Annotated in this window: 12 protein-coding genes; all 12 read right to left on the bottom strand. The window is 36.6% G+C overall.

Annotated features, from left to right (window positions below; genetic code table 11):
* Nucleotides 1-36 precede the first annotated feature (36 nt).
* The 12 genes from IQ244_RS11515 to IQ244_RS11460 all read right to left on the bottom strand — a co-directional run bounded on the left by IQ244_RS11515 (nucleotide 37) and on the right by IQ244_RS11460 (nucleotide 14764).
* Entirely contained in the window at nucleotides 37-1044 is a 1008-nt protein-coding gene (locus IQ244_RS11515; protein ID WP_193893791.1) for a sulfotransferase, read from the bottom strand.
* 16 nt (nucleotides 1045-1060) lie between these two features.
* A complete protein-coding gene (locus tag IQ244_RS33225; RefSeq protein WP_193893788.1) occupies nucleotides 1061-2140 on the bottom strand; it encodes a GNAT family N-acetyltransferase in 1080 nt (359 codons plus the stop codon).
* Nucleotides 2130-3182, bottom strand: a complete 1053-nt coding sequence (locus tag IQ244_RS11505; RefSeq protein ID WP_193893785.1) for a DegT/DnrJ/EryC1/StrS family aminotransferase — start codon at nucleotides 3180-3182, stop codon at nucleotides 2130-2132. Before IQ244_RS11505 ends, IQ244_RS33225 begins: the two co-directional genes overlap by 11 nt.
* A gap of 12 nt (nucleotides 3183-3194) precedes the next feature.
* Nucleotides 3195-4874, bottom strand: a complete 1680-nt coding sequence (locus IQ244_RS11500) for a glycosyltransferase (RefSeq protein WP_193893782.1) — start codon at nucleotides 4872-4874, stop codon at nucleotides 3195-3197.
* A 129-nt stretch (nucleotides 4875-5003) separates the two neighbouring features.
* Entirely contained in the window at nucleotides 5004-6782 is a 1779-nt protein-coding gene (locus IQ244_RS11495) for an ABC transporter ATP-binding protein (protein WP_193893779.1), read from the bottom strand.
* Nucleotides 6779-7525: an ABC transporter permease gene (locus tag IQ244_RS11490; RefSeq protein ID WP_228058860.1), complete on the bottom strand. Its 747-nt coding sequence runs from the start codon at nucleotides 7523-7525 to the stop codon at nucleotides 6779-6781. Before IQ244_RS11490 ends, IQ244_RS11495 begins: the two co-directional genes overlap by 4 nt.
* A 117-nt stretch (nucleotides 7526-7642) precedes the next feature.
* Nucleotides 7643-9514, bottom strand: a complete 1872-nt coding sequence (gene asnB / locus IQ244_RS11485) for an asparagine synthase (glutamine-hydrolyzing) (RefSeq protein WP_193893757.1) — start codon at nucleotides 9512-9514, stop codon at nucleotides 7643-7645.
* A gap of 38 nt (nucleotides 9515-9552) precedes the next feature.
* The gene (locus IQ244_RS11480; protein ID WP_193893754.1) at nucleotides 9553-10899 is read right to left on the bottom strand and encodes a hypothetical protein; all 1347 of its coding nucleotides are present in this window, start codon (nucleotides 10897-10899) and stop codon (nucleotides 9553-9555) included.
* A gap of 85 nt (nucleotides 10900-10984) precedes the next feature.
* Nucleotides 10985-11998, bottom strand: coding sequence for an NAD-dependent epimerase/dehydratase family protein (locus IQ244_RS11475; protein WP_193893751.1), 1014 nt, complete (start codon nucleotides 11996-11998; stop codon nucleotides 10985-10987).
* Between the two features lie 66 nt (nucleotides 11999-12064).
* A complete protein-coding gene (locus IQ244_RS11470; RefSeq protein WP_193893748.1) occupies nucleotides 12065-13234 on the bottom strand; it encodes a DegT/DnrJ/EryC1/StrS family aminotransferase in 1170 nt (389 codons plus the stop codon).
* Nucleotides 13231-13812, bottom strand: a complete 582-nt coding sequence (locus IQ244_RS11465) for an acyltransferase (protein ID WP_193893746.1) — start codon at nucleotides 13810-13812, stop codon at nucleotides 13231-13233. Before IQ244_RS11465 ends, IQ244_RS11470 begins: the two co-directional genes overlap by 4 nt.
* Entirely contained in the window at nucleotides 13805-14764 is a 960-nt protein-coding gene (locus tag IQ244_RS11460) for a Gfo/Idh/MocA family oxidoreductase (RefSeq protein ID WP_322746055.1), read from the bottom strand. Before IQ244_RS11460 ends, IQ244_RS11465 begins: the two co-directional genes overlap by 8 nt.
* Nucleotides 14765-14768: the final 4 nt, after the last annotated feature.

The following is a 14768-nucleotide window of genomic DNA, read 5'->3' as shown; positions in this document are numbered from 1 at the left end:
CAAGTGCTGGTTTGTCAATCTGAATTACCAATAAAATTATTGTCTGGCTGCATCTTCTAAAGCTTGTCTAAGTTTTAATCTAACGAGATTTTCCTCACCAACCCTTTGTGGAGCCGATAAATTAGCTACCGGTTGACCAACTTTAGGGATGTTATAGCCGATGTGCGCCATTTTTTTGACGAAACTATCAATAATAACTTCTGGTGCTTGGACTAACTCTTCATAGCTAATCACCATCTTTCGTTCATTGCTCACTTGCGCTAAATCTCTGGTTATCGAGTGACGAGTTGCTAACAACTGTCCTGCTATTTGTTGTTCAGGTGGTAATTCTTTCAGAGTTGGATAGTTTCTGGTTCTAAAAGACCACCATTTATCCACCGAACCTAATCTTTCTTGACGTACGCGCCAAACTGACTCCGCAACATCAACTAAATTTCGTTGCAAATCGATAAAAAAGACGTTGGGAATTTGATTTAATACGGGAATAAAAAAATCACATAATAGGCACTTAAATATCACAGGCTGTGCAAATACATTGACAATTGCATTTAATTCCTCAGTCAATTTTTCCAGATTGACTTTTTCTAAATCCTGCTCATCTGGCTCATGCACATCATCACAAACTCCCAGATGGCGAGACCAAAAATAACCAAATTCATGAGGTTCTTCTATCCGATTAGTGACTCCATGCTGACTTTTGTATTGTCTGCATTCATGGAAGCGATCGCCAATTAAAATTCTTTGCATAAATGCACCCACAGCAGGGGTTTCATAAAACCGCGCCATTAAATTTGATGGATACCCAATATTTAACCGCGATGCTAATATCTGACTGAGTAAAGTAGAACCCGACCTTTGCGTTCCTAAAATTAAAATAATTGGCTCATTTACTTGCACTACTGGCTGATTTTCAAACTTATTTTGCAGAGGTATAAGTAGTTGATTCAAATTTTGCAGAATTTCTTCTTCAAATTGATTTCTTTGAAAAGTAGTTAATCTTTCTTTTACATCAAAAGAAGATTTTTCTTTATAATTATTATTCATATTCATAATTTATATTTTATTTTTTTAATAAGTGAAATGGTAAAACATAGAAATGGGGATATTCTGCCAAGATTTGTTTACTTGTCAATTGACGTAAATAATCGGAATTATCATACTCTTTGATGTAATAAAAGTATTTTTTATCTTGTGTACCCCAACGCGATTTAAAATTATACACTCCCGTTTGTGTTAACCATGTCCCACCCCAATTCCAGTAAAGATAACCACGTTTTATAGCTTCTAACATAGCTTCATAAATTATCAAACTCATAGGCTGATAAATGCGATAGCTGGTTAAGGTAGCAGGTGTATAATATTCAGCCGTGTGATTGTAGAAAAATACTAATAAGCCTGCAATAATTTGACCATCTTTTTCTGCTAAATATATGCGGTAATCTTGGTCATAAACAAATGTATCTCGAATCGCTGTAAAAATAGAAAAAGGCTTAGGCATTCCCCCAATTGCGGAAATATTCTCCTGATGCAAATCAACTAAAGCTTGTAAAGCTGCCAATGAATCAGAATGATATATAGTAATTTCACTTTTTTGCGCTTTTCTAACACAGTTACGTGTTTTTTGGTGAAACAAGTTCATGAGAGAGTCAGCAATTTTTTCATGGTTGCTAATATCCTTAGGTAAATTAACTAATTGTCCAATGCGTTCATCGCGTAATGTGTATAAAGAATAAGACTCATAAAAATCCACATCAGATGCCAAAGGATTAGAAATTAATGTCGAAACTACGACAGATTCTTGAATAGCTAAAGTTTGAAAAGCATCAATAAGTGCTTGTTTGACTTTTTCTGGATGTGCTGCTTGGGGTGAAATAATCACTCCTCCATTACTTCCATAAAAAGGTAGAGAGTTGAGTATATTTCCATAGGTAGAGTTGCGTTTGATGAATGATGGTAATGCACCAACTAAACATCCAGAATCGTAAGCTAAAAGATAATAATCCTGACTATTAACTAAAATTTGCTGCAAAAAATTTCGATATTTTATCGAGCTATAAAGAAGGGAAGACGGACAAGAGTGCAATAACTCTTCGTAATAACCTTCTCTATCTTGTGTTAATAGCGCAATTTCAATACTCACGTTGATTTGACCAGATTGTATGACAAGCTAATACTACTTGTTGAAGTTCTGCGTTAGATAAGGCAGGATATATAGGCAACGAAACTGTTTCGGCAAATAATCTTTCGGCCGTTGGAAATTGATGTGGTTCTAAACCCAGCAAGCGGTGTAGTAAATTATCTACACCACGTCTCACTTGAATGTTATGGTGATGAAATTGCTGTTGGTAAGTCTCAAAATTACCGTTAACTCTGACAGGAAATCTAAAAAAAATGCTTATCTGGTTGATAGCTGCTGGAAGTTCCAGTGAACAATTATGGAGATGATGCAAATAGTAGTTAGCAATTTCTTGTCGTCGTTGTAAGAAATTTGAATATCGGGAAAGTTGGCTCAAACCTAAAGCGGCTTGTAAATCCGTGAGAGGTGCAGTTATTCTTTCTTTTACAGAAAAGCTATCTCCATCACGCAGCGATCGCATCTTTTCTAACAGGTTACTACTATTTGATACCGCCATTCCTCCTTCTCCTGTAGTCAAGCACTTGGTAGCATGAAAAGAAAATATACCAATTGTGCCAATACTTCCGACTTTAGCACCATTAATACTCGTACCAAAGGCCTGACAGCAATCTTCAATAATGGGTATACCAAAACATTTCAAAGCATGAGTATTAGCAGCAACACCAAAAATATGCACAACAATAATTACTGCTGTTTTAGATGTTACTTGAGCCGCAATCGTCTCCTGTGTCATATTTCCATCATGGCCAATATCACACAGAACAGGTTTAGCACCGACACCAATTACCGACTCCATTACACTTTTGCAAACGTAAGTAGGTAAAATTACTTCATCATCATTATTCACGCCTAATGCTGTTAAAGCTAATACTAAAGCAGAAGAACCACTAGCAACTGCAACCCCACCTGCTACATCCAAGTAATGTGCTACTTTTGTTTCTAACTGATGAACTAACTGGCCTTGAGCAATCATCCCACTTGATAGTACAGTTACAACAGCTTGTTGATCAGCTTCTGTTATCCAAGGCTTAGAGTGGGTAATCATTCATCAAATCATTTAATTACTAATTGGTTGCTGGCAAGCACCATGATAAGCATTTTCGTCTACGCTTATATCATCCCACAATGGGTTAATTAAATCTTGTGGGAGTGCAACTTGATCTGCTGTTAACCTCAATAACGCCTGCATCAAGGGGATTGTTTTCTCTTCACCATGATTCCGCACTAACCATTGTCGCAACTCTTTACCTTTGTGTTCTCGCAACTCAGGATTATCTACTAAAACAAGCAATGCTTGAGCAATTTCAGCAGGTGTAGCGACATTAACCATAGGTGCAACATCACCCAAATACAAGGGTTCATATTGCTCTGTGCGGAGTTTCATAATTACTGGTTTACCAATTGCTGCTGCTTCTAAGGCGGTTGCACCATAGTAACCATAAACAAATTGGTCTAATACGATATCACAAGAACGGTAGTAATCAATTAAACGTTTTTTACCGACTGGACTGAGAATGATAAATTGATTTTCAATCCCAGATGATGGCAATTTTTGCCTAAATTCTGTCGCAGAATTACCCCAAGCCAGAAAGATAAAGCGAATTTCTGGTTTTTGTTGAGCGACATTAATTAATGCTTGGAAAAAAGTTTCATCTTGTCCTTTAACTTCTTTATCTAATCTAGATGTAGTTAGCACATATACACCTTTACCATATTTTGCTTCCCACTCTTTTCTAGCTTTTCCTTCTCCGGGAAAATAGCGAGAATCATCCATTGGATAAGGTAAATATACACCGTTAGTTAACCCAAGTCGCCGACAATGCCCTAAAGTATGCGGATTAGAAATCATCAAAAATCTAGCAGCATTAAAAGCTAAATTCATAACTTGACCAAAATCATTCCCCATACCAGTGGAAAATTGCAAGTCTCCACCAGTAGAAGAAACACAGTAAGGTTTACCGCTGAGATAAGCGGCTATAGGAATATTAGTACCGTAGATAACATCAAATTGGGAAAGAGCATTGGCTAACTGATAATATGGATAAACACCTTGATAAGCCATAAATGGCTCATAACGCAAACAAAGTGAGTCTTTTAATAAATGTAATAAAGGTGAGCGATCGCCTTCACAAAACTTGAGATAAGCTGAATAAAACTGAGAACCTTCTAACGGTATCCGGTAACAAGGTATTTCTAGAGGAATATCAGGATAAGCATTTAAGAAATTTGTCCCATCCAGTAAATCTGGGAATTCTCCATCAAAATTCTCCCATTCTGGTGCGCCGATCGCACTCACATCTGCAATATTGGGAAATAAAGCTACTTCATAGTTATATTTTTGTACTAACATAGCCCATTTGTGCATATTTTGAGCCATGTTATCTAAAAATGCACATTTTATTGGCTCTGGATGTTTCTCCAAATAATCTAATGCAAATTGCCAAACAGATTCAGAATAAATACGAAATCGGCTAATATTATTTGCTGTCAAATAAGGATGATTCCAAGGATAAGAATCAATGCTGTTATATCTGTTTTTTTGGAAAGCTTCGTTAAGTGCAATCAGCTTACTATTATTAGTTTCTAACTCTACTTGCTGACGTTGTAATTCTATTTGCTGGCTTTGTAGTTTCGCCTGATATTGTGTTAATTCTATTTGTTTATTTTTAATTTGCGAAATCACAGGTAATTTAAAAATTATTTTATAAATAAAATCCTTAATCCTTGATTCTTGCATTTACTTTATTTATTTAACATTGACATTGAATTAAGTAATTAGAGGCGTAAAGTAATCTAAGATATTTATGTATAGTTTGTTGTGTTTCACTATTGCTCAAACAAATATAATTTTTTATAAAAACTAGATTTAAATATCTTCTTTGATATATTCTACAGGTACTTGTATATTAATTAAACCAAAACAAACTCCGGGAAATTCATTATTGACTTTAAATTTTAAACCAGAGACATTACGAGCTAAAACTTCACTATAAGGAAAATTATTTTCATAATTCCAACCATTAGCACAGTATGCAGAAACACTGTATTCTCCTGCGGCTAAATAGTTTTCGTTAAATTTAAAGCAAACCTTGAATTTACCACTAATATTATGCAAGTTATGATTTTTTAACCCACTAGATTGCCAAAAAGTATGTACACCATCAGAACGAGTAATTTTAATTCCTACATCAGCAACAGACACTAGACGATTAGCAAAGATGGTAACTGTAATTGCAAAACTTTGGTGTGCGTCGATGGTATATTTGTCTTCTCCATTAACAGTGAGTTTAATTTCTTCGATTTCAATATCAGGTTTACTTTCTGCTTGTATTTTATTCAATGTCAATTGATACTCTTCATCTGAGACACATGGGATTTCTAATTTAGCCATAGTTGACTCCCATCCATCTTTTAAATTCTGATATTCAATTTTATCGGCCTTTTGCCAAGTTCCTATTTTATAATTAATAAATTCAATATCAATTTTTTCTTTATTGAGAATTGATTGACTTTCTAGTAATAAATTTAAAGTATAGCTATTTTGTTTTAAATTCGCTGGCGGTACTTTAATAAATATATACCCACCAGTTTTTTTACCAGATTTAGCACTCAAAATTCTACAATCATAACCATCTTTAGAATACAGCCTTCCCCATTCAGATTCTAATAAATCTAGCCAAATAGGAACATTTGGATCTTCTACATTTTGCAGTGTTAGTGGAACGATTAAATCTTCTAAACTTCCACTCGATAATTTAATATGCCGAATATAATGTGTATCTGCAAAAATACAATTTTCTTGATTAGAAACTAATCTCAGTATCAAAATATTAGCTTCAGGATTCTCTAGTGTACTCACCAGGTATTTACTCTGATGCTTTTTAGCCATATTGCCAATTCTTGTGGCTTCATCTTCTCGCTTGCGATAATCCTCTTCATACTTATTCAGTACATATTCTGCTTCACCCATTTCTCGCAGTGAGCCGTTATCTAGCCAAATGACTGTATCACATAACATTTGCACTGCACTTGTAGCGTGACTGACAAATATTAATCCTTTTCCTTGATCACATAAATCTATCATTCTCTTGGTGGCTTTACCCATAAAATAAGCATCACCAACACTTAGAATTTCATCAACAACTAATATTTCTGGTTTGATAGCTGTAGTAATGGCAAATGCCAGTTTAGCATTCATTCCTGAACTATAAGTTTTCACTGGTGCATAAATGAAATGCCCTAATTCTGTAAATTCAATAATTTCTTCTGTAATTACTTCAATTTCTTCTTTTGGGCAACCATTCATGATTAAATTAAAGCGAATATTTTCTAACCCTGTTTCTTCTGGGTTTAAAAATGAAGTTAAACTTAACATGGCAGAAATATTGCCATTAACTTCTAGTTGTCCAGATGTAGGCTTTAGATTACCTGTGATTATTTTTAATAAAGTACTTTTACCAGAGCCATTTGGCCCAATAATTCCAACTTTTTGTTTAGCTTTAATTGTAAAGCTAACATCTTGAAGCGCCCAAAAAAGGTCGTGACGTATCTTCCCAGTTACCATCTCTAGAAACATACTCTTAGGAGATGAATACACTGGATATGCCATTGATAAATTTTTAACTGAAATTATATCTTCCATCATAGTAAGTTTCCAAACATTACCTGTAACTTACAAAATACTTTATAACCGAGAGAAAAAATAAGATGGCTCATAATTATGGCAACAATCCATGCGAAAGGATGCTGAAATTTGCCGAAATAAAGTGCATCTTGATAGCACCAAATAATATAGCTAAATGGATTAATATATAGTAAAGGTTGAAATATTTGTGGTATTTGCTCTGGTAAATAAAAAATCGGAAGTAAGTATACTCCTATTAATGTAAAAATCTGGACAAAATCTTTAATATCTTTGAAATAAACGCCTATAGCAGATAGTATATAAGCTATACCAATCATCATTAAAGATTGAACAAATAGAAGAATTGGCAATAGTAGAAAGGTAAGATTAATCTTTTGAAATGCAATACTAACATAGATAATTAGAATTAATAAGAATATAAGTTGATTGATTAATGAAGAGATAACACTTTTAATTGGTAAGATAGCAATTGGAAATACTAATTGTTTAACTAAATTGGCATGGCTAATAATTACGGTACTCGCTTTACCTAAAATTTCTTGTAAACTCAACCAGGGAATTAATCCAGATAGTATATAGGTTGTATAGTCAAAAGGCAAATTTCTATTCGCACCGATTTTAATTTTAAACACAAAAACAAATATAAAAATATAAACACCCATTAAAGTTAAAGGGTGCAATATTGCCCAAACATTACCTAAAACTTGACCTTTATATCTGTCAGTAATTTCACGTTTAGCCATTTCCAAAATTAACTGTCTGTGTCTTTGAAAGAGATAGGCTATTTCTCGAAATGGCTGCAAATTATCTTTTAAAGTAAACATTCTGGAGAAAAAAGTAATAAGTATGAGCTAAGGAAGTTATAAAAAAAGACTACACCATTTTTCTAAATTTAATAGTGACCAGATTAATAAGCGGCGATTAGCCTTTCCTTGTAAATGCTCATCGACTAATTGGCTAACGGCTGATTGGTCTAAGAAATTGTAAATTTTAGCATGATTATTTTCAATTGTGCGCCGCACATAATCAATACTTTCTCCCTTAAACCAACTAGCATCTGGTGCAGAGAATCCCTGTTTAACTCGTTCCGTTAAAACTTTGGGAATATAGTTGCTCATAACTTCGCGGAGCAATAATTTACCATCTTTGTTCTTCTGAAAATACTTGTCAGTTTTATTTCCTGGTTCATTTTCGTTTAATCTGATTACTTCTGTGAGATTGCCCAATTTTAACCGAGTGGGTATTTTCATGGCAAAATCAACTAAATCGTTATCCAGAAATGGCACTCTCGTTTCTAAGGAATGCGCCATACTCAATTTATCTTCCACAACTAAAAGCCCATGCAAGAAAGTTTTAGCTTCAAAGTAAAGAGAGTGATTAACATAGTCTTCTGGACGGGTTAGTTCAACCGAATGCTGTTTAAAGACACTGCTAAAAATATCTTTAGTAGAAATATGTTCTACTTTTGACCAAATCGGTTGAAAAACATTTTTAATTTCTTCTGGAGATAGTAACCGTTGCCAAAAACTATAGTATTTATCAACGTAATGCTCAAAATCATTATTGACGACTGCACGGTAATAGCGCCAAGGATAACCTGCAAATAGTTCATCTCCTCCAGTACCAGCAAGCACAACTTTCACAAATTTGCTGGCTAATTGGGCTACATAAAAATTTGGATAACTCTGCCCTACACGCGGTTCTTCTAAATGCCATGCTAAACGCGGCATTACTCGTTCCATATCTCCAGCTTTTAAGACCATTTCATAGTGTTCGGTCTTGAATAAATAAGACATATATTCAGCAGCTTCTCGCTCATCATAACTGACTTCGACACCAGAAGCAGAATTGAGGTCAAAACCACAGGTGAAGGATTTAATATAGGGAAGTTGTTGCGCCGCGATCGCAGTAATTGAGCCACTGTCTATTCCACCACTTAAATAAGCGCCTAGTTCGACATCACTCATTAGCTGGCGGCTGACTGCTTGGCGAAATAATCTATCTAATTCTTCTAAATATTCTCTATCATCTAAAGGATTGTCTGGTTCAACAAAATGATAATCCCAATATTGTTGTTGCACCGACTTTTGCGTGTCTAATGATAGACACATATATGTTCCTGCTGGTAATAGTTTTATATCTTTAAATAAAGTTTTATCAGTTAAGAAATTTTGAAATGTCAAATATTCCAGTAATCCCTCAAAATCTATGGAGCGAGGATAATCGGGATGTGCCATGATGGCTTTGACTTCCGAACCAAAGATAAATTTAGTGCCTGTGTTTGTGTAATATAAAGGTTTAATTCCGTAGCGATCGCGTGCTAAAAATAATTCTCTGCGCCGCTTGTCCCAAATAGCAAAGGCAAACATACCATTGAATCGTTCCAGGCATTTTTCTCTCCACTCTGCATAAGCATAAAGTAGCACTTCGCTGTCTGTGCGGGAACGAAATTGATAACCCAGAGATTCTAATTCAATGCGTAATTCGTTAAAATTATAAATCTCTCCGTTGTAGGTCATAATCAACTGACCATCCACTGTAGACATTGGTTGATGACCGGCTGGAGATAAATCTATGATAGCTAGACGACGATGACCTAAACCAAGACCATTATCTATATATTGTCCTTCACCATCGGGTCCTCGGTGAGCGATCGCATCTGTCATTTTTTTGAGTATCACTGGGGATACTGGATCGCCATCTAGATTGAGTATACCTGTAATTCCACACATTCAATTTCGGTAAATTTCGTTTCTGAATATTAACATTTTTATAACTCAAGTTTTATTTCATTAGACATTGGATAAACTTTCTTACCTACAGATTCACCGTGAGCATCATAAGGCATCACAGAGACATAATAAGTATTTTGTTTGGGTAATGATAATTCTACCTTCGTATTTGATGTTGTAATTAAATTGATTTCATGATGCGGTTCTTGCTCAAGATATTTATACATATCTGGGTTCCAACCACTTTTATTACTCCAATATTTTTCTACTTTTTTATCGCTTCGCCATTCGTTATAAGACCATTCTCTTTTATTTTTAGAAATGTAGATTTTATATCCTAGTAAATCATTATCAAAATCTTTACTAGGCTCCCACTCTAAAGTTACATTATCCTGAAAAATTTCTATATTTTTAAATATAATTTCTGTAGGAGCATAATAAATAGGTTGACTCTCCTGAAGAATTCTTTTTTTATCTAAAACACTTTTATAATAATTCCACCCATATAATTTATCTTGTTCTTGTTTGGCGTTGGCAGTTTTTTTGTAGTAATAAGGTAATGTACCTTCATAAGCTTTTTGGTAAAAATAAAAGTAAGATGGATATATGTATCTATATGGCATCTGTTCTATTTCATCTTTTACCTTGTCTTGATCTACCCAACTTTTAAATAATAACTCTTGATATGCAGCTACTGAGTCTATTGAGTAAGGCGTGTGGCTGAGTTGTGCAAATGAAGGTATGATGCCATCTTTTATAACTGTTTCTCCATCAGTAAAAATATCTGTATCAAAGTAGTGGTACTGTTGCTCATAAAATACTTCAGCCAATACATGGTTTCCGGCTTGAACTAAGCGAGCTTTGTATCCACCTGCTTTAAACAAATCTACAGCTAATCTAGCTCCATGACCACATCGCATTTCCCCTAATTCCAGTAATACTAATGGATCAAAGACTGGTTGTCTATCTGGATAAGTTGGTTGTAAATACGCATTATGCACACTACTTCTACGTAAAAACTTTAACAAAGCAATGTGCTTTTCTGTATTAGTTTTTGCTTTCTTTGTGACTTCTAAAAATATATATTTCAGGGCTTTTTTACGATTAACACCTTTCAATTGTTGTTCAACTTTAAACAACCTTTCAAAATCATAATCATAAGTTATGTCTATTTTTTCTAATGGTTTTCCTAATCTTAAGGGTGAATATTTGGGGTTGTAAAAATCTGTACCTTGTCGTTCATATTTAGCAATTTGAAAGTTTTTAATATAATTTTCTGTCTTTTGATAGTTGACGTAATTAGGCCAGAGAAACACTGCTAATAAACCTAAAATGAAAAAAGTGAGTAAGTTTTTACGATGACGAAAAAATAATTTAATAATCATTACATCAGCGAAGTTAGATTGACATCTAATCATGAATTAGATTAGATGTAATACACATTCACCTTATGAATGATTTGATCAGGATTTAATCAGTTATTCCTACTGCGCGGCGGCGACTAGCGACTTCTTCCTTGTGACTATTGCGCCATTCAATCAGTTTTACTAGTCCTTCTTTTAGTTGTAATTTGGCTGTAAAATCAATTTCCGTAGCTGCTTTTTGAGGACAACCTACACGGTTAGTCACAAAGGTTTGACCACCTGGTTCATATTGAATTTTCAAGTCAGAACCTGTAACTTCTAAAATCAATTCTGCTAACTCTTTAATAGTGGTTTTAACGCCAGTGCCAACATTATAAAAAGCATCTGTAGCAGTTGATTTCATTGCACAAACGTTAGCTCTAGCACAATCTCCGACATAGATAAAATCATAAGCTTGTGAGCCATCACCATAAACTACTGGGGGTAATCCTTTATCTAGCCTGTCCAAGATTTTCATAATTACGGCAATATAAGTACCCTGATAATCTTGGCGCGGCCCATACACGTTCATATACCGCAGTCCCACATAATCAAAATGTTTTTCTGTACCTTTGTAGCGATGATACAGAGAACGGCACATATGTTCGCCGGCGATTTTAGTTGCCCCGTAGAAAGTAGTATTATTATATGGATGGTCTTCTCTCATTGGCTCTTCAATTGCATCACCATACACAGAAGCCGAGGAAGAATAAACTAGCTTTTGTACTCCATTATTAATACAAGCTTCTAAGACATTAAACGTACCGCCTATATTAACTTCAAAGGCAGAACGGGGATAATCGTAACAATGTAATAACCACAGGGCGGCAAAATGAAAAACTCCATCAATATTTTTCATTGCCTGATCTAAAATATCTCGGTGAAGGAGTTCACCACCTAAAGGAAAAACATTCACTCTAGGGTCTTGAAAAGCTTCAGTTAAGTTTTCTTGTCTGCCACGAGTGAAATTATCATAAATGCGGATTTCTTCGACATCTTCTTTTAGTAGTTGATCAACTGTGTGAGAACCAATTAATCCAGCGCCACCAATCACTAAAAGCCGCTTGCCCTGTAAATCCATAATTTTTCTCCAGTTTGCACCTAGGCAGATTCATCAACAAAGAGTTAGTTTACCCTAATTAGGATGCTATGAATCAAGGACTATAGCTTCCTTGATTGTTTTAACGATGCGGTTAATTTCGGGGTCGGCTAATTCTGGCCAGATGGGTAGACTCAGCACTTCATCGGATAGCAGATCACTCACGGGATTTGTGGGATACTGACCTTTATATACAGGCAATTTATCTTGAGGAATGGGATAGTAAATCATACTACCGATGCCTTGGGCAGCTAAATTTTGTTGGACGCGATCGCGCTTGCCATCTAAAATCCGAATGGTGTATTGGTGAAACACATGACCATCGGCGAGGTGTGGTGTAATTACACCTGCAATATCAGCCAATAATTCGTTGTAAGTTTTTGCAACTCTGCGTCTGCCTTCATTCCATTGATCAATATGAGGCAACTTCACACGTAAAATTGCCGCTTGCAATGTATCTAGGCGGGAGTTATAACCTAAAACTTCATTATGATACTTCTTCTTTGCCCCATGTACGCGTAACATCCGGGCAGTTTCAGCAAATTGGTCATTATCAGTAGCAATTAATCCCCCATCACCAAAAGCACCTAAGTTTTTGGAAGGGAAGAAGGAATAAGCGCCAACATCGCCGATTGTACCTGTTTGCTTGCCAGTAATGCGGGTACGTGTGCTTTCTTGACACTTCTCATTACATCCCGCACAAGTGCCATGATAACGTGCGCCGAAAGACTGGGCGCAGTCTTCAATGACTTTGAGATTGTGGGTTTGGGCAATGTCTAAAATGGCTGCCATCGCTGCCGGATTACCATAGAGGTGAACTGGCATGATGGCTTTGGTGTGTGGTGTAATTTTCTCGACAATGGCGACTGGGTCAATGTTAAAGCTATCGGCACTAATATCAGCAAATACGGGTGTTGCGCCTACATTACTAATTGATTCGGCTGTGGCGAAGAAGCTAAAGGGTGTGGTAATGACTTCATCGCCTTGACCAATTCCTAACGCTTTTAAACCAATGACTAAAGCATCAGTTCCAGAGTTTACCGCGATCGCGTGTTTCACGCCCAGATATTTGGCTGCTTCTTGCTCAAATAATTTGACATCCGGCCCCATAATAAATTGACCAGACTCCAACACCCGTGTGATGGCTGCCTGAATTTCCGGTTTGAGAGATTCGTATTGTGGTTTAAGGTCGAGAACAGGAATTTTATCTTGGCTCATGAAACCCTTATCACTTCTGTATCTGATACTTGTTGATATTTAGTGCCTGTAGAATCTACAGCATAGCCATCAGCATCAAACTTTAGCACATCTCCGTAGGCACTCATCCACCCAATTATTTTTGCGGGTACTCCTGCTACCATTGCATAAGCTGGTACATCTTTTGTCACCACTGCGCCGGCGGCGACAAAAGCACATTCATGCAAGGTAATACCACAAACGATTGTGGCATTTGCACCGATACTGCTACCGCGCTTGACCAAAGTTTTCAGGTAATCATTACTGGTATTGCGCGGAAATTCACAACGGGGTGTTTTGACGTTGGTGAAGACCATACTGGGGCCGCAAAAAACATAGTCTTCTAAAATTACGCCTTCATACAGCGAGACGTTATTTTGAATTTTGCAATAATCACCCACAACTACGTTATTAGAAACTAAAACATTCTGCCCAAAGATACAGTTACGTCCAATTTTTGCTTTGGCGAAGATGTGGCAAAAGTGCCAAATTTTTGTACCTTCGCCAATGTCTGCGCCTTCATCCACATAACTGGATTCATGTACAAAATAATTAGCCATGTAGGGATTTCTGCGCCTCCTCTAAAATTTCCACGACGGCTACACCATTCCACCCATCAGAACGGGGTGTTTGACGAGTTTGCAAACAATCTAGGAAGTGTTGACACTCGATTTTTAGCGGTTCTGATGCGGCTACTTCCACAATTTCACTACCTTGGTCGTAGTGTTTTAAATCTTGGTCAATATGTTTGTGATGGATGGTCACGGTTTGAGCGACTTCATCGTAAACCAACATCTGCGCTTCGGCAATCACTACGGTACTGCGTTCTGTTAACGGCCAATACCATGAACAATTAATCTGGGCTGATTGACCGCTACCAAAACGCAGGTCAACTTGCACAGAATCTTCAATACTGGGTTGCAAGATAGCATGACCTTGAGCTTGGACGCTTTGCAATTTTGGGTTGCCCAATAAGTCTAATACTACAGAAACATCATGGGGGGCAAATGACCACCAGACATTTTCTTCGCTGCGGACTTTGCCGAGTTTCAATCTTCTGGCGGCGACGTGGAGAACTTTCCCGGCTTGACCACTAGCTAGATAATTTCGCATCCAAGCGATCGCTGGCTGGTATAACAATAAATGTCCCACCATTAAAATCCGCCCGTGTTTGTCGGCGTATTCAGCCAGTTCTCTAGCTTCCTTTGTCCGCAGTGTCATCGGCTTTTCGACAAACACATCTTTACCTGCTTGTAAAGCGGCCATTGCCAATTCATAATGGCTAGGTGCGGGTGTGGCCAAGACTAATGCCGGGACATCTGTTGCTAAGGCGGCGGAAAAATCACTGTATGTAGTAATATCTGGGTAAGTTGTGGCGATCGCTTCTCGTAAACCAGGATGGGCTTCAGCTACTCCCGCCAACGCCCCTAAAGCGTGTAAATTCCGTACTAAGTTTTTACCCCAATTTCCCGCCCCAACTACTATTACTTGTGCTTGTGTTGAATTTGTCACCACT

Origin of the sequence: Nostoc sp. LEGE 06077 (genome assembly GCF_015207705.1) — a bacterium.
Classification (GTDB): domain Bacteria; phylum Cyanobacteriota; class Cyanobacteriia; order Cyanobacteriales; family Nostocaceae; genus Nostoc_B.
The sequence above is the reverse complement of the archived record's forward strand: the minus strand, read 5'-3'. Positions and strand labels throughout refer to the sequence as shown.